The sequence below is a fragment of the Desulfococcus sp. genome, assembly GCF_041737845.1.
In the GTDB taxonomy this organism is placed as follows: Bacteria; Desulfobacterota; Desulfobacteria; order Desulfobacterales; family Desulfococcaceae; genus Desulfococcus.
Window position 1 is genome coordinate 15,958 of sequence record NZ_JBGSQX010000158.1, and the last position, 16,496, is coordinate 32,453.

The window sequence follows — 16,496 nt, forward strand, 5'->3', positions numbered from 1 at the left end:
CGCGGCAAAGCGGTTTTCAGCGGGATCCCAGAGACCTGTTTTCCAGGAATTCAGACCATGATCATCCTCGGCATCGAAACCTCATGTGACGAAACCGCCGCCGCCCTGGTCGCGGACGGCGGACGGATTCTCTCCTCCGTCGTCGCCTCCCAGATTGACATCCACCATCGATACGGCGGGGTGGTGCCGGAGCTGGCATCCCGGAAACACCTGGAGGCCATTGTCCCCGTGACGACACAGGCCCTTGAACATGCGGGCCTCGATCTGGAAGCGGTGGACGGCATCGCCGTCACCCGGGGACCCGGCCTGGTCGGGGCACTCCTGGTCGGGTTCTCCTTCGCCAAAGGGCTGGCGCGGGCGCTCGATGTGCCATGGCGAGGCGTCAATCACCTGGAGGGGCATCTCCATTCCGTGTTTCTGGGCGACAATCCGCCGTCGCTGCCCTTTGCGGCCCTCCTGGCGTCCGGAGGCCATACGAGCATTTACCGCGTCAGCGGTCCCATGCAGTTCGAACTCCTGGGGCAAACCCGGGATGACGCAGCCGGTGAAGCGTTTGACAAGGTATCGAAGATGCTGGGATTGGGATATCCCGGCGGCGCGGTCATCGGCCGTCTCGCGGGGCGGGGAAATCCCGACAGGATCAAGTTTCCCCGGGCCTACCTGGACAAGGACCGTTTAGACTTCAGCTTCAGCGGCTTGAAAACCGCCGTCAACCAGTACATCCGGCACCACGGAGACGACCTTGAACGCCTGTCGGCCGACATCGCGGCCGGATTTCAGGAGGCGGTCGTCGATGTCTTGGTCTACAAGCTCATCCTTGCGGCCGAAACAACGGGCTGCAGCGACATCGCCGTTGTCGGCGGGGTGGCCGCCAATGGTCGGCTGCGGGAGAGGCTGCTTCGGGAGGGGGCTGTGAAGGGGCTTTCGGTTCATATCCCGCCGTTGGACCTCTGCGGCGATAACGCCGCCATGATCGCCGCCGTCGGGTACCATTACCTGAGGGAAGGAAAGCGGTCGGAGATGACCGATGATGTCTATTCCCGGTATCCCGCCTGATCGGAGGGCGCGTCACTCACGGTCGATCCTGAAGGTTTCGATGACCTTGCCCCGTTCGATGTAATCGGCCACGTATTCAACGGTGTGGGCGCACGCGGCGATCATGCGCTCGATGCGGTCGTAAACCATATCCTCCTCGCCGACCAGCCGTTTCGATTTTTCCAGAATGATCTCCCCCTGCTGGAGAAACGCCCCCAGCTCCTTGAGGATCTCCTTCCGCCGCCGGTGCCGCTCCTGCTCCCGGATGATGACGGGAAGGAGCCGCTGGATCGAATACTCCACGAGGATGTCCCGGGGGGCGTTGAAGTCCCGGCAGACCTTTTCCAGGGACATGAGGGTCTTCCGGCTGAGGACGAAGGTTTTCTGCACCCGCTGCTGCGACTTGAATTCCCGGGGTTCAATCTCCTGGGCGATCATCTCCAGGGCCTGCAAGTCCTCGATGAGGTGATCAAAGAGGGATTTCTGCTTGATCCCCAGGTGCACCGACACGATGCTCATGGTGTTGATGGCATCTTCGGTCAGCTTGAACGTCGCGCGGACCGATTGTTTTCCCCTCAGATCCGCGGCACTGGCCATCGGCAGGGAAATGCGGATCATCTGGTCATCACTTTTTTTCATCATCCCCTCCTTTCCTCCTGCATACTATCCCAACCCATCTGATAGTCATACAGATATTATGACATCATGGTTTTTAATCAATCTAACGGAATTGAAATGAATTGCTAAAAAATATTACTTTAAAGTTGGATATTACACTAATAATAAATATGAAAAGTAAAAAAGCAGATCGGCATACTGAATTTAGATTTCGATTCAAACCAAAATGAATGGATGAGATGACGCCGCACAGACGATACAAAGGCGGCTAAGTCGTCCGACAGAAGAAGGAGCAAGAGAACGGGTTTTCGGCTTACGAAGATTGCGGTTGCCTGAAGCCGGGAGGTGTGATATCGGCGCTGTCATCCAAATACCCCTCATAAACTGTTAGGAAAGGATGAGATGCCTGCGATTGTTCTGTTGTATTCGGCGGTGGGCGCTGTGGCAGGCGTCCTGGCGGGGCTTCTGGGGATCGGAGGCGGGCTGGTCATCGTCCCCATGCTGGTCTTCTGTTTCACATGGCAGGGAATCCCCAATGAATCGATGATGCACCTGGCGCTGGGCACCTCCATGGCCAGCATCATCTTCACGGCGGTGTCAAGCTTCTGGGCCCACCACAAGCGCGGGGCGGTCCATTGGGTGGTCGTTCGCCGGATTGTCACGGGGATATTCGTGGGGACCTTCCTGGGGACCTGCGTTGCCTCCCGGATGTCCACCGGTTTTCTCAAGGGGTTTTTCGTAGTCTTCCTTTACTACGTGGCCGTTCAGATGCTCACGGGCCGAAAGCCCGCGGCGTCACGGGAGCTTCCCGGAAACATGGGCATGTTCGGCGTGGGCAATGTGATCGGTGCCGTGTCCAGCCTGGTGGGCATCGGCGGGGGCACCCTTTCCGTTCCGTTCATGATCTGGTGCAACATGAGCGTTCACCACGCCATCGGCACCTCGGCGGCTATCGGTTTTCCCATCGCCGTTGCCGGCACCGCGGGCTATATCTATAACGGCTGGGGGACAACGGGGTTGCCCCAGTATTCGATTGGGTACGTCTACCTGCCGGCCCTCATCGGGCTGGTCTGGACGAGCGTTCTGACGGCCCCGTTGGGGGTCCGTCTGGCCCACAGCCTGCCGGTGGGGCGGCTCAAGCGGGTCTTTGCCGTCCTGCTCCTGATCGTGGCGACCCGGATGCTCTGGAGCATTCTCTGATGCTTCGCGGGGCCGCCCGCATCCTATGAATGACGCCGGCCCCGCGGTTTTTTATCCGCATTTGCTGTAGCCGCAGAAGTGGCAGAGAATGCAGCCCTCCTCAAAGCTGAGACGCTCTCCGCATTCAGGGCAGGCGGCCCCCATCAGGTTTTGTCCGACGCCGCTTTTTTTGCCGTTCTTGCCCCCCAGGTACCGTTTTTCCAGAACCTGGCTGATGGCATCGGGAATGGAGCTGACAATGCCGCCGTTCTGAAAGATGGGGTGTTCGCCGCCGATGCCTTTCAGTTGCTCCACCACCTTCTCCACCTTGATGCCCGACCGGAAGGCGAGGGAGATCAGCCGTCCGATGGCTTCGGTCTTGGCCGTCGTCGACCTTCCGGACTTGCCGATGGTCGCGAACACCTCAAAGGGGAGCCCGTCCATCTCCGTCACCGTCATATAGAGATCCCCCAGCCCTGTCTTGATTTTCGTGGTGAACCCGTAAAGGGTTTCGGGGCGGTCCTTGACGACGGTATTTTCCCCCTTCGTTTCCTTGTTGACGGACAGGACCTGCTTGCCCTTGCTGCCGTCCCGGTAAATGGTCACGCCCTTGCAGCCCAGCGTGTAGGCCAGATCGTACACCTTCATCACCTCGGCGGGATCGGCATTATGGGGCAGATTGACGGTTTTCGAGACGGCGTTGTCCGTGTAGTTCTGGAAGGCGGCCTGCATGCGGACATGCCATTCGGGCGTGATGTCGTGGGCCGTGACAAAGACCCGTTTCACCGCATCCGGAATGCCGTCGAGGTCATGGATGCCGCCTTTTTGGGAGATGGTTTTCATCAACTCGGGGCTGTAGAACCCTCCGGCCTTGGCCGCGGCTTCGAAATAGGGGTTCACCTCGGTCATCTCGTCGTTGTCCATGATGGTGCGGGTGAAGCTCAGGGCGAAGAGCGGCTCGATGCCGGAGGAGCATCCGGCGATGATGCTCAGTGTCCCGGTGGGTGCGATGGTCGTCGTGGTTGCGTTCCGGTACCGGCACCCTTCCCGGTCTTTGAAGACGCTCTGGTCGAAATTTTCAAAGGTTCCCCGGGTTTCGGCCAGGCGCTTCGATGCGTCCTGGGCGGTCTCCTGAAAGAATTTCATGATGTTCTCGGCGACCTCGACCCCCTTTTCGCTGTTGTAGGGAATCCCCAGTTGAAAAAGCAGGTCCGCGAAGCCCATGACCCCCAGGCCGATTTTGCGGTTGCCTTTGACCATTTTCTCGATTTCGGGGATCGGATACAGCGACATGTCGATGACGTCGTCCAGGAACCTGACCGAATGATGGATGGTTTCTTTGAGCCCTTCGTAATCGATGACGCGCTCGCCGTTTTTCTCCGTGACGAACCTGGCCAGATTGACGGAACCCAGATTGCAGGATTCCATGGGAAGCAGGGGCTGTTCGCCGCAGGGATTGGTGCTTTCGATTTCTCCCAGACCCGGCGTGGGGTTGTCCCGGTTGATCCGGTCGAGGAACACGATGCCCGGATCCCCGTTTTTCCATGCATGATGGACGATCGTCTGATACACCTTGAGACTCGAGATGCGCTCCACCGATTTCTTCTCCCTGGGGTCGATCAGGTCATAATCCGCGCCTTTTTTCAGGGCTTCCATGAAGGCGTCCGTGATGCCCACGGAGATATTGAAATTGTTGAGATCGCTGTCTTTTTCCTTGCACTGGATGAACTCCATGATATCCGGGTGGTCGACCCGGAGGATGGCCATGTTCGCACCGCGGCGGGTCCCTCCCTGTTTGACCTGCTCCGTGGCCGTGTTGAAGACCTTCATGAACGACACCGGGCCGGACGCCACACCGCCCGTTGTTCCCACGCGGCTGTTTTTCGGGCGCAGCCGGGAGAAGGAGAAACCGGTGCCGCCGCCGGATTTGTGAATGATGGCGGCGTGCTTGAGGGCGTCGAAGATCCCTTCCATGCTGTCTTCCACGGGCAGCACAAAACAGGCGGCCAACTGGCCGAGCCGGCGGCCGGCGTTCATGAGGGTGGGGGAATTGGGCAGAAACCGAAATTCGGTCATCATCCGGTAAAAGATCGCCTCCATTTTACCGGCGGCATCGGGGTCGCCGTAATTGTTTTCCGCGCCGGCGATGTGTCGGGCGACCCTGCGGAACATGTCCACCGCGGTTTCAATGGGTTCGCCCTGATCGTTTTTTCTCAGATACCGTCTTTCCAGAACGGTTTTCGCGTTGCCTGATATCACCAGGCCGTTTTCTGTAAACATGTCGCCATCCAATGTAACGGGAGAGACATCATGACATCCGAGCGCCATTGCCTTGTTGCGGATCATCTCGTCAATGATCGGCAGCGGGATGGTCTCGTCTTCCATCTTTTCGATCATCTCCCGCAGGAACAGGCTGATTTTCATCGCCTGGTCCCGGCTGACGGAGTTGTGACGCATAAATGCGTCTGAAAACTGGCGGTCGTCCCAACCATGGGCGTTCACTACGAACCGGTCTTTGCCGGACACGATGATTTTGCGCATCTGTTGCATACCAACCTTCTCCATTGGGTCTTGAATCTGTCTGCACAGCCGGCAGACGGTTCTGGACAGACGTCTAAAGGGTTTCGCGGGGAAGACAGCGCTTTCCGCCGGGGGGTGCCGCATGGCTCGGTAGAAGACGCCGAACCGGACGCGGCAGGGCGATACCCGAAAGAACTCCGGCCGAGCGGTCCTTCGATTTCATCGGGCGGGCGTCCTCCTAGGGGGCATCCACACGGGTTTGTAAAACAGAGCATTTCATCCGAAAACGTGTGTAATGAACATTTATAACACAATATATGGTATGTCAACATATTTTAAACTACAATATATTGAGAAATTGTCAAGGGGTCTAAGGTGCTCAAACCGTTGAAAATAAGGTGGGGGCCGCCCCGATCCCCGGGGTGGGAAGGACGGCTCGCCGCCGGCCGAGAAAAGCCATCCGCCTGTTGAAAAAACGATTGCGGCCTGTCAATAATGGCTCAAAGATGATAATCAGGAAGGTATCGGGTCCCCAGGGGGTATTCCGATCGAAAGATTCAATGAAGCCATGATATTATCGCCCCATGCGATCCGGCGAAAGGAGCCTTTGGATGAAAAAACTCACCCAGGAAACGGAAATTGTTCACGGCGTCCATTCGGACCATGTGACCTCTTTCGATCTCGTGCCCCCCATCCACATGACATCCACCTTCAAATTCAAGGATGCGGACCATGGCGCCGATCTTTTTTCGGGCAAGAGCACCGGCTATATCTATACCCGCATCGGCAACCCCACGGTGGATCTGCTCGAGAAGAAGATCGCCGTTCTGGAGGGCGGAGAATCGGCCGTCGCGACCGCATCGGGCATGGCGGCCGTGGCCGCGGCAGCCCTGACCCTCACCGCCCCCGGGGATAATTTCGTCGCCTGCAGCACCCTGTACGGCGGAACCTTCGCCCTGTTCAGCTCCGACCTGGCCCGGCTCAATATCCATGCCCGGTTCGTCTCCCACCGGAGGAGCGGCTCCCTGAAGGAGATCGAGGAAAAAATCGACGGGGACACCCGATTCTTGTATATCGAAACCCCGGCCAACCCCACCCTTGATATCATAGACATCCCCCTGTGGGCCGATACGGCGCGGCGCCATGACATCCCCCTGATCGTCGACAACACCTTCGCCTCGCCCTACCTGCAGCGCCCCCTCGCCATGGGGGCGGATCTCGTGCTCCATTCCGCCACAAAGTACCTGGGCGGACACGGGGACCTCATCGGCGGCCTCATCGTCGGATCGAAACGGATGATCGGGCAGATCCGGGAGTCGCACATGAATCATTTCGGGCCGGTGATGAGCCCGTTCAACGCATGGCTGATCCTGCGGGGATTGAAGACCCTCGCCCTCCGAATGGATCGCCACAGCGACACGGCGCTCATGATCGCAGAACGGCTCTTGTCTCACCCCCGCGTGGCAGCGGTATTCTATCCGGGACTGGCGTCCCATCCGGGCCATTCCCTCGCCCGGAGGCAGATGAAAAAGTTCGGGGGCATGATCGCGTTCGAGGTGCACGGCGGCGTCGTCGCCGGAAAGGCAGTGATGAACGGGGTGACGCTTTGCACGCTGGCGGTGAGCCTGGGGGATTGTGAAACCCTTATTCAGCATCCCGCCTCCATGACCCACGCCGTGTATTCGCCGTCGGAGAGAAAACTGGCGGGCATTTCGGACGGCCTCATCCGCCTCTCCGTCGGCCTCGAGCACCCAGACGACATCCTGGGGGATCTCAGGCAGGCCCTGGACCGGGTCCCCTGACTCCGGGCATTCGGCCCCGGATCAGTTCCCGAGCTTTTTCCGGGCCTGTTCGGCATATTCCGTATCGGGGAAGAGGGCGATCACCTTTTTGTAGGTTGCGACGGCCGCCGGCCGTTTCTGCGATGCAGTGTAGGCTTCGGCAAGGTCGAGATAAAGCGGCGGAAAACGCGGCGCGATCTCGAGTCCTTTTTCAAAGCTCTCGATCGCCTTGGGGAACTGGTTCATGACAAGGTAGGTCTGCCCCATCCCGCGGTAGGCGGGAACGAATTTCGGATTGCTGTCCAGGGCCGCCTGGTAATGTTTGAGGGCTGCGGGAAAGTCGCGCTTGTTGTAGTAGGCCCACCCCAGGTTGGAGAGCGGCAGGTGGGGCGATGCATAGACCAGGTCATCCGACAGGCTCGTGAAGACCCCGATGGCCGCGTCCCAGTCTTTCAGAACAAGATAGGCCGTACCGAGGTTGTTCTTGGCCGGTGCGTAGTCGGGGTTGATGGCAATGGCTTTTTGAAAGTACTGAACGGAAAGGTCGGGTCTTTCCTTGGCCATGTATACCAGGCCCAGGTCGTTTTTGACAAACGCATCCTTGGGAAGCGCCTTTTCGGCTTTTTGCAGCTCACGCAGCGCGGCGGAATAATTCCCCTCCTGCATGTAGGCTTCTCCCAGGTCCCTGAAGGCCTCCCCCTTACGGTCCCGCACCTCCCTGGTCTCGGGCCTACAGGAAACCAAGGTGGCGGTCAACAGAATGGCCAGTACCCAGAAACGCTTTCCTCTTGTCATGTCTTCTTCCTCGTATGGCTTGGGGATGGATGGGGGAACCGCCGCGCCTCCGGCGTTGCGGCGTCACAGGCCACAGGCTCAGGGGTTGTCGGGAACATTTCGGACGGCGTCGATGATTTTTGCGGTGGCGAAGGTCTGCTCGACATCGTGGACCCTGACAATGTGCGCGCCCTTGAGAATCGCGGCGGCCACCGAGGCCTGGGTGCCGGTTTCCACCTGCGGCAGGGTCGGCTCGATGTCGGCCTCGCCGTCTCTTTTGAGGATGCCGCGGATGAAGGCTTTCCGGGACGACCCCACCAGAACGGGCACATCCAGGCGTTCAAACGCCTCCAGGCGGTTGATCAGGCAGAGGTTGTGTGCGATGGTCTTGCCGAAGCCGATGCCCGGATCGGCGATGATGAGACGCCTCGGCACGCCCTGGGCCATCGCCCCCTGAATCGCCGCTTCGAGAAAATCCAAAATCTCGCCGATCAGGTCGTCGTACCGCGGGTCCTTCTGCATGGTTTTGGGGGACCCCTTCATGTGCATCAGGATGAGCGGCGCCTCGAACCGGGCCGCGACCGAAGCGATCGCCGGGTCCACCCGAAGGGCGGAGGTATCGTTGACGACGGCGGCGCCGGCCTCAAGGGCCTGGCGCGCCACCGCCGCCTTGGTGGTGTCGATGGAGATGGGGATGCGGATTCGGCCGGAGAGCTTTTCGATGACCGGAAGAACCCGGTCGGCCTCCTCTTGGGCGGAGACGGGATCTGAATAGGGCCGGGTCGACTCACCGCCTATATCGATGATATCGGCGCCGGCCAGGGCCATCCGCTCCGCGTGGGCCAGGGCGATGTCGGTGTCGAAAAAACGACCGCCGTCGGAGAAGGAATCGGGCGTGATGTTGAGGATTCCCATGATGCACGTCCGCTCCCCCAGCTCCAGCCGGTGGTTCTTAAACGACAGGGTGAATCGTTTCATGATCTCCTCGCTGCCGAAAAGCCGCTATTCCGCCCCGGGGCCCCCATCCGCCGCCCCTCGGCCGTCGTCTTTGCCTTCGGTCGGGGCGCCGGGGTCCGGCTTGGTCTTCAGGGTCAGGGTCTCTTCGAATGCGGCCGGACCGGCTTCATCCTTCTTTTCCGCTTCTGCGTCTTCCCGGGAGGGGTGGAACGACGGCAGGCGGATCCCGGGCCGCATGGCAAGGATCAGGTCATTCAGCTCCGATCCCATGACGGTTTCCTTCTCCAGCAGGAGATCCGAGAGTTTGTGCAGGATGTCGACATTCTCCTCCAGCACCTTTCTGGCCCGCGCGTAGGCGCCGTTGATGAGGCCGGCGATTTCGCTGTCGATGAGCCGGGCCGTCTCATCCGAATAGTCCCTGTGCTGAGCGATCTCCCGGCCGAGAAAGACCTGCTCCTCGCCCTTGGCATAAGACATCGGGCCGAGCTTCTCGCTCATGCCCCAGGCCCGGATCATGTTGCCGGCGATCTCCGTGGCCTGTTTGATGTCGTTGGATGCGCCCGTGCTGATCCGGTTGAAGATGATCTCTTCCGCGGCCCGCCCGCCGAAGGCCACGGAGAGTTCGCTCTCCAGCTGGTCCTTGTATTTGAAATCCTGTTCCTCCGGCAGGAACCAGGTGACGCCTGCGGCCCGCCCGCGGGGGATGATGGTGATCTTGTTGACCACGCTGGTGTGGGGCAGAAACCGGGCAACCAGGGCATGGCCGCCTTCATGGTAGGCCGTCACCTTTCGATCTTCGTCCCTGATGACCTTGGATTTCCGCGCAAGTCCCATGTAGACCTTGTCCTTGGCTTCCTCGAAATCGACCATGGCCACCTTTTCGGCTTCCCGCTTGGCGGCATAGAGGGCGGCCTCGTTGACCAGGTTTTCCAGGTCGGCCCCGGAAAATCCGGGTGTTCCCTTGGCCAGGGCTACAGGGTCCACATCGTTTGCGATGATGGTTTTTTTCATGTGTACCTTGAGGATCTTTTCCCGTCCCCTCACATCCGGCAGGGAGACCACCACCTGGCGGTCGAACCGCCCCGGCCGCATGAGGGCCGGGTCCAGGACGTCGGGCCGGTTGGTGGCCGATACCAGGATGACGCCTTCGTTGGACTCGAAACCGTCCATCTCCACCAGAAGCTGGTTCAGGGTCTGCTCCCGCTCGTCGTGGCCGCCGCCCAGGCCGGCGCCGCGATGCCGGCCCACGGCGTCGATCTCGTCGATGAAGATGATGCACGGCGCGTTTTTCTTGCCCTGGAGGAAGAGGTCGCGGACGCGCGATGCGCCGACGCCCACGAACATCTCAACGAAGTCCGAGCCGCTGATGCTGAAAAACGGGACCCCGGCCTCCCCCGCGATGGCGCGGCCGAGGAGGGTTTTACCCGTTCCGGGGGGCCCCATGAGAAGCACGCCCTTGGGAATCCGTCCTCCCAGGCGGGTGAATTTCTTGGGGTCCTTGAGAAACTCCACGATTTCCCCCAGCTCCTCCTTGGCCTCATCGATGCCCGCGACATCGTCAAAGGTGACCTTGGCCGACTGGTCGGTCATCAGGCGGGCGCGGCTCTTCCCGAAGGACATGGCCTTTCCGCCCCCCGACTGCATCTGACGCATGAAGAAGATCCACACGCCGATCAGGATCATCATGGGAAACCAGGAGACAAGCACAGACATGTACCACGGGGATTCGGCCGGGGGCTTGGCCTTGATGATGACGCCCTTGGTTTCCAGCCTGCGGATCAGATCGTTGTCCTCCGGCGCATACACCTTGAAGTGTTTTCGGTTCAGGTCGCTGACGATGATTTCCTGGCCCTGTATCGTAACCTCCGAAACCTGCCCCGCGTTCACCATCCCCAGGAATTCCGTATAGCTGACGCTGGTTTCGGTCATATTCTGCTGGTTGAACAGATTATAAAGCATGATCATCATCAGGGTGATGACCAGCCACAATGCCAGATTTTTATAAAACGGGTTCAAATAAAGATCCTCCGAAGTGAATATTATAGCGATATCTGGACTATTTTAACCATGATTATGAATTAGGCAAGCAAAAGTTGTACCTTGAGCAGGATTTCGCTGGATGCGGTGACCTTGACCGATTCGGCGATGCGATGGCCCGCGACCCAGATAATGTCGTCGTCGCCGCTCACGAGAACCGGACAGCGCCTGCGCGCCTCGACAGGGACCTTGCTGTTGATGAAAAACGTCTTCATTTTCTGGGTTCCCCGGAGGCCCAGCGGGGCAAAGCGATCTCCGTTCCTCACGTTTCTGACGACCAGGGGAAAGCGGAGTTTCGCCATATCCAAAAAAGCCGTATCCGGCCGGGCGTTGGCCCAGTCGCCGGCCTTCTCGGCTTCGACCGCCGAAAATCGGAGCCGCCGGCCGATCTCCGCCACCCGCAGCTCCATGGGGCCTGGGACCTGATAGTGGAATGCCGGTTCGGCCAAGACTGCGCAGGCCTGCCTGAGGGGCCGCTCCTTTCGCACGATGCGGATTTCCCGTCCGGTTCGGATCGCGCAGATCCGGCACGGGAGATGGATTGTTTCAGCGCTCCCGGACGCCTCGTCCGGAAGGCCCAGGGCCAGCCGGTCGATATGATGGAGGCCGATCCGCCGAAGGCTGCCCTTGACCTGCATGATGGCCTGCCGCATCACCCGCCGGCGGGGGGCGTCCGTCATCCTGCGGAGCTCCGGGACGGAAAGGACGACGTGATCCGGCCCGTCCGCCACGACGCAACGGTCGAACAGATCGCGGACGACGGGATCCAGCCACGCCTCCTCCGCCCGAAGGATGCCGGCCAGGCGATTCAATGTCCGGACGATGTCCGGGTTGTATTCGTTCTGAAGCAGGGGGATCAGCCGGTGCCGGATCCGGTTTCTCGTGTACCTCATGTCGGTGTTGGACGAATCCGTGACGAATGGGATGCCGTTCTCCTTCAAAAATTCCGTGATCCTGCGGCGGGTGAGATCCAGAAGGGGCCGGACGTATCTGCCGTCCCGCGCCGGTGGAATGCCGGAGATACCCACGGGGCCGGCGCCCCGGAGGAGGTTCATCAGGACGAGTTCGGCGTTGTCGTCGGCATGATGGCCGAGAGCGATCTTGTCGAACCGGTGTCGGACGGCCGTCTCCTCGAAGAATTCATATCTTGCCCGCCGTGCCGCCTCTTCGGGTGACAGTTTCGACTCCCGCCGAAAGCGATCGATATCCTTCCGGCCGGCGTAAAAGGGCAATCCCAGCGCCCTTGAGAGATCGGCCACAAACTGGGCATCCCTGTCGGACTCTTCTCCGCGAAGGCAGTGGTTGAGGTGGGCGATGCCCATGGAAAGTGAAAACCGGTCTGCGAGCCGGATCAGGACATGGACGAGGGCGACGGAGTCGGGGCCGCCCGAAACCCCGGCCAGGACGGCGTCCCCCGGGATGAGCATGCCATGCCGTCCGATGGTCTGCGTGACGGTTTGAAGCAGGCTATGATCCCAGGCGCCGGGCGATTTTTTCATGAACCTCCGTGGAAAAACTCTTGTCCCAAACCCCCACCCAGCCGGAGCGGACCCCGACCTCTGAAATGTTGACGTCAACCCTGGCGACGCCGGCCTTGACGGGCTTCCCGTTGAAATTACCGTCAATGGACGTTGTCAGGCCCTGTTCTTTGATCGATTTGACTTCGATATTCATCTCTTTCATCGCGGTAACGGAGGCCTGAACCGCTTTTTCATACCCGGCCTGATAGGAGCGCTTCAGCTCGCCGTTGATGTAGGTGTAGGCCCCTGCGCCGACAACCGCACCGGCGACAAAAAGGCCGCACCCCGCGATGATCTGACAGCCGATGAGCGCAGGGAGCGCCGCCGCCAATGCTCTGACAACACTTCGGTATTTTGCTGTATTCATCTTTTTCTCCTCCTTAGCCTGTTTTTTCCGATCAGAACTCCCGGGCAGGGGGTGTCGGACGGTGTCGACGTGCGCCCGGAATGGTGCATCATGGCGTTCCCGCGCCGCCATGGTCTGGAAATGGATGACATCGTATCCGTCCACGCCGGGTCCCGTGTTACACCCGGATGCGATCCGGGCAACGGTAAAGAAATATCTCTATGATGTTGCCGGGGCGGTGTCAATACCAAAGGAAGGGGAGGACTCGGGGCGCAGCCCAGGAGAACGCGGGCGGGGGCGAAATAAAATCTTTTCCCCTTGAAAACGAAAACCATTCCGAGGTATAAGAGGCCGGTTGTGCTAAGCGGGGAGCTAGCGGTGCCCTCTACCCGAAATCCGCTTTACGCGGGGCCGAATCCCCCCTCGAGGGTCTTGCCCCAGATACCGGCCGCTCTGATCGGCCGCCGCGCAACAGACACTCGCGAACCTTGTCAGATCCGGAAGGAAGCAGCAATAAGTGATGGCGTCTGTGTCGCGGATCGATCCCGGTCAGATTGCGGCGGGTTGAAAGGAGAAGACTCGACCAGGGGGTGCACAACCGCTTCCCTCATCCGGTTCGCCAGATTCCGAAGCATCGCGATCGGGGCAAGGCCACGGGGCGAAGCGCCCATGGCGAACGGGAGATTCTGCAGGGGCGGAGACACGAAAATCTCCAAGCCCCCGCGCCGATTTTCACTGCAAAAAACTCCTGGGTTTTCAATCACCGGGATGGATCAGCGGCCCACCGGGGCGCTTCATACGGCGCATTCCCGGCATATGCGATGGATGGTCTGGGCATGCCAGTTCCCTTTTCTGGAGAATGTCGGGATATTCTCCCCTTCCAGATGCTCCGCGATCCTGCCGTAGGTGGCACCCTCCTCGCGCATCTTGAGGATGATGTCGAGAACGGCCTCCCGCGCCATCGTGTTCAACGGTTTTTCCGCTTCGCCCATTGCGGCATCCCCATCCGCATCGCCGTTCTGGGAGAGAGGCAGCATGTTTCCGGCCAGGAGAATCTTCAGCGACGCCGAGAGGCTTTCCATGGCATCGGCCTTGCGCTCTTCCGCCGCGGCCAGACGTTCGTAGGCGTTCATCATGCGGGATATGGCCGCCTTGATTTCAGGCAAAACCTCTTCCATAAAAAGCGTCATCCTGCCGTCTTCAAAAGGCCTGAACGGTTTTTTGAGGTTGCCGCTGTTTCGGTCGTTTTTGTACTGGGGATTGATGTAATTGGGGTTGCCGTTATAGCTCGAGTTGCCGTTATAGCCGTTCCCGTACTGCCGCCGATTCGGCCGATCGTTGCGGTCGTTGCGGTCGTTGTTTTTTTCCTTGTTGTTCGAGCGAAGGTTTTTTAGAAAATCGTTCATGTTTTGTCCTTTCCTGGGGTATTTGTCTTCTCTTCTCTTCTCTTCTCTTCTCTTCTCTTTTTTTGTCTTCTCTTTTTTTGTCTGGTTGGTCTTTTTCGGATGTCGCGGCGAATATCTCTGGGATCTGGGAGACGATTCCACAGGGAAATCTATTGCGGAGACGCTCAGGGTGCTTGCGATATATCCCGGGAAGCGATACCGTCCTCAGCCCGACCCGGTGATCTTGATCCGATTCTTTCCGATCTCGGCGTTCATGTCTGAGTTGACGGGAACGGCAGGGCCTCCATTGCCGGGGGTCGGCTCAGGGGGGTGTATTCCGGAGATCTGGAATTTCAACAGGACTTCAAAGTACCATAGAGAGCGCAAATCATAGCGTAAAACATCCTGCTTGTCAAAAAAAATGGATAGTTTTATCAAAGAGATCCCACCCCGAAAAGGCTCCCGTGTCATTTTCCGTCAGGATAGGTCAACCCGCCGCCTTTCGGGGTCGGGCCGGGCACCTGTCGGTCCTCTCTTCAGGCAAACCGGCGGCTGAACTGCCGCGAAGCATCGTCATGTCACCGGGCGGCATCATCCTTCAGCGCGCGGCGGACGGCGGCCATATGAAACTCTCCTGCATAATGGACAGGGCTGTGCCCGGTGATGGGGTCCCATGCGGACGGGTCCGCGGAGCAGAAAAATTGTGCGGCGAGTCCGATGCGCACCGCGGCGTCGGCGGCGCTGCATCCTGAAATCCAGCGGGCCGCCTCCCAGGTCGCCCCGCACGGCGCGCCCCGAATCACGTCGACCCTGGCGACGCTGCCGCTTTTCATCTCGATCGTCAGTTCCGGGGAGCCGAATTGTTCGCCATAGTGTCCCAGACCGACCTGCCTGGGCAGGCCGCATCAGGTGGGCGGGGTATGGATGCCTTTTTGCCCGCGTCTCCTGCCGGAGGCCACCACCGGTATCGCCCGTGTCAGGCAGGTTTCCATCAGATCGTGGGACAGGTCCGGATGCTTCAGAAAATCCAGGACGAGGTCGGCATGGCGGATATCCGGGAGAAATTCGGCGGTGTCGTCCAGGATCGGGGGAAGAGCGGCGTCGATCGAAACAATCCGGATCTCAAACCGGCCACGGCCATAGGTCGAGATCCCCTTGATTTTTGCTTCACCCGAACGGTTCTGCTGGAATACGATAATTCTTTGGCGTCGGTCACACATGGAAATACATCATCATCATTGATTGTCTGCCCTCAAGGGGTCTATTCGTGCATGGCACGCGACAATTCCGTAATCAGGCCATAGCACAGCGGCTGTGATATTTCAATTCCCCGGGGGGGGAGACGTCCCGCATTCAAATTGAATCTCGTAGCCGGACCGGGACAGGGCCGACATGATCTCCTCGATGTGTCCGGGGCCCCGGACTTCAAGCTCCAGAGCCACATAGGTCATGTGGATGGGCAGGTCCTTGACGTCCCGGTCGTGGTAGATGTGAAGCACGTTGGCCTTCAGCCGGGCGATTTCCTGCAGCAGGCCGGACAGGGATCCGGGAATATCGGCCAGATGGATCCTGACGCGCATGATGCGTCCGTTTTCCAGGAGGCCTTTCTGAATGATCCGCCCCAGCAGCGGGCTGTCCACATTGCCGCCGCTGATGACCAGGACACCTTTCCGGCCCGGGGGGATATTGACGGCGCAGTTCATGAGCGCGGCCAGGGGAACGGCTCCCGCGCCTTCGGCCAGGATCTTTTTTCGTTCCAGAAGCATCAGGACGGCTGCGGCGATCTCTTCCTCCTCCACCAGAACGATGTCGTCCACCCAGCGCTGGATGACCTCGAAATTGCGCTGGCCGATCTGTTTCACGGTGATGCCGTCGGCGATGGACAGGCGGGCCGGGACCTCGACGATCCTTCCCGCCTTTCGGGATGCCGCCGCCGACGGGCATGCCGCCGCCTGGACGCCGATGATCCTTACCGACGGCTTTACGGGCTTGACCATGGACGCAATGCCCGCGATCAGGCCGCCGCCGCCGACAGGAACCACGATGGCGTCGACGTCCGAGAGGTCATCCAGGATTTCCACTCCGATGGTTCCCTGGCCGGTGATGATGTCGGGGTCGTCAAAGGGATGGATGAAGGTTTTTCCCTCCCGGGCGATCTCCTCGGCCTTCATGAGGCTCTCCCCCAGGCTCTGGCCCGACAGCACCACTGTGCCGCCGTAGCTCCGGGTGGCCTCCTGCTTGCTGATGGACGCCCATTCCGGCATCACGACGGTCGCTGCAATGCCCGCCTTGCGCGCGGCAAGGGCCACGCCCTGGGCGTGGTTGCCGGCCGAGGCCGCCACCA

At 59.8% G+C, this 16,496-nt stretch carries 13 protein-coding genes and 1 other RNA gene; 4 read left to right on the top strand and 10 right to left on the bottom strand.

What is annotated here, in order from left to right; translation table 11 throughout:
• Positions 1-57 precede the first annotated feature (57 nt).
• Positions 58-1,056 (top strand): tRNA (adenosine(37)-N6)-threonylcarbamoyltransferase complex transferase subunit TsaD, encoded by a 999-nt coding sequence (tsaD, locus tag ACEW8N_RS19615; RefSeq protein WP_373501559.1) that lies wholly within the window; start codon positions 58-60, stop codon positions 1,054-1,056.
• Between the two features lie 12 nt (positions 1,057-1,068).
• On the opposite strand, the gene ACEW8N_RS19620 is transcribed toward tsaD, so the two are convergent.
• A complete protein-coding gene (locus tag ACEW8N_RS19620) occupies positions 1,069-1,674 on the bottom strand; it encodes a hypothetical protein (protein ID WP_373501560.1) in 606 nt (201 codons plus the stop codon).
• Between the two features lie 381 nt (positions 1,675-2,055).
• Here ACEW8N_RS19620 and ACEW8N_RS19625 point away from each other — a divergent pair, with 381 nt between their 5' ends.
• The gene (locus tag ACEW8N_RS19625) at positions 2,056-2,853 is read left to right on the top strand and encodes a sulfite exporter TauE/SafE family protein (RefSeq protein WP_373501561.1); all 798 of its coding nucleotides are present in this window, start codon (positions 2,056-2,058) and stop codon (positions 2,851-2,853) included.
• Positions 2,854-2,904: 51 nt separating this feature from the next.
• Here the strand turns inward: ACEW8N_RS19625 and ACEW8N_RS19630 are convergent, their stop codons facing one another.
• Positions 2,905-5,382 carry a vitamin B12-dependent ribonucleotide reductase gene (locus ACEW8N_RS19630; RefSeq protein ID WP_373501562.1) on the bottom strand — a complete coding sequence of 826 codons (2,478 nt, stop codon included), beginning with the start codon at positions 5,380-5,382 and terminating at the stop codon, positions 2,905-2,907.
• Between the two features lie 581 nt (positions 5,383-5,963).
• On the opposite strand from ACEW8N_RS19630, the gene ACEW8N_RS19635 reads away from it, so the two are divergent.
• Complete coding sequence (locus ACEW8N_RS19635; RefSeq protein ID WP_373501563.1) at positions 5,964-7,154, top strand: PLP-dependent aspartate aminotransferase family protein; 1,191 nt, start codon at positions 5,964-5,966, stop codon at positions 7,152-7,154.
• A 21-nt stretch (positions 7,155-7,175) separates the two neighbouring features.
• Here ACEW8N_RS19635 and ACEW8N_RS19640 read toward each other — a convergent pair whose 3' ends face one another.
• From ACEW8N_RS19640 to ACEW8N_RS19660, 5 genes are all read right to left on the bottom strand, one after another.
• Positions 7,176-7,928 (bottom strand): tetratricopeptide repeat protein, encoded by a 753-nt coding sequence (locus ACEW8N_RS19640; RefSeq protein WP_373501564.1) that lies wholly within the window; start codon positions 7,926-7,928, stop codon positions 7,176-7,178.
• A gap of 78 nt (positions 7,929-8,006) precedes the next feature.
• Positions 8,007-8,885, bottom strand: coding sequence for a dihydropteroate synthase (gene folP / locus ACEW8N_RS19645; RefSeq protein WP_373501565.1), 879 nt, complete (start codon positions 8,883-8,885; stop codon positions 8,007-8,009).
• Between the two features lie 24 nt (positions 8,886-8,909).
• Complete coding sequence (gene ftsH / locus ACEW8N_RS19650; RefSeq protein ID WP_373501566.1) at positions 8,910-10,880, bottom strand: ATP-dependent zinc metalloprotease FtsH; 1,971 nt, start codon at positions 10,878-10,880, stop codon at positions 8,910-8,912.
• 62 nt (positions 10,881-10,942) lie between these two features.
• Positions 10,943-12,400: a tRNA lysidine(34) synthetase TilS gene (gene tilS / locus ACEW8N_RS19655; protein ID WP_373501567.1), complete on the bottom strand. Its 1,458-nt coding sequence runs from the start codon at positions 12,398-12,400 to the stop codon at positions 10,943-10,945.
• Positions 12,369-12,788, bottom strand: a complete 420-nt coding sequence (locus tag ACEW8N_RS19660) for a DUF3568 family protein (protein ID WP_373501568.1) — start codon at positions 12,786-12,788, stop codon at positions 12,369-12,371. The genes tilS and ACEW8N_RS19660 overlap by 32 nt, the downstream gene beginning before the upstream one ends.
• Before the next feature lie 334 nt (positions 12,789-13,122).
• Between ACEW8N_RS19660 and ffs the strand changes: the two genes are divergently transcribed.
• Positions 13,123-13,365, top strand: an RNA gene (gene ffs, locus ACEW8N_RS19665) — signal recognition particle sRNA large type.
• A gap of 196 nt (positions 13,366-13,561) precedes the next feature.
• Here the strand turns inward: ffs and ACEW8N_RS19670 are convergent.
• The 3 genes from ACEW8N_RS19670 to ilvA all read right to left on the bottom strand — a co-directional run.
• Positions 13,562-14,173 carry a hypothetical protein gene (locus ACEW8N_RS19670; RefSeq protein WP_373501569.1) on the bottom strand — a complete coding sequence of 204 codons (612 nt, stop codon included), beginning with the start codon at positions 14,171-14,173 and terminating at the stop codon, positions 13,562-13,564.
• Positions 14,174-14,730: 557 nt separating this feature from the next.
• Positions 14,731-15,372, bottom strand: a complete 642-nt coding sequence (gene dfsP, locus ACEW8N_RS19675) for a DUF166 family (seleno)protein DfsP (RefSeq protein ID WP_373501570.1) — start codon at positions 15,370-15,372, stop codon at positions 14,731-14,733.
• Between the two features lie 102 nt (positions 15,373-15,474).
• Positions 15,475-16,496: threonine ammonia-lyase (gene ilvA / locus ACEW8N_RS19680; RefSeq protein WP_373501571.1), on the bottom strand; the 1,022-nt coding region annotated here is incomplete at its 5' end.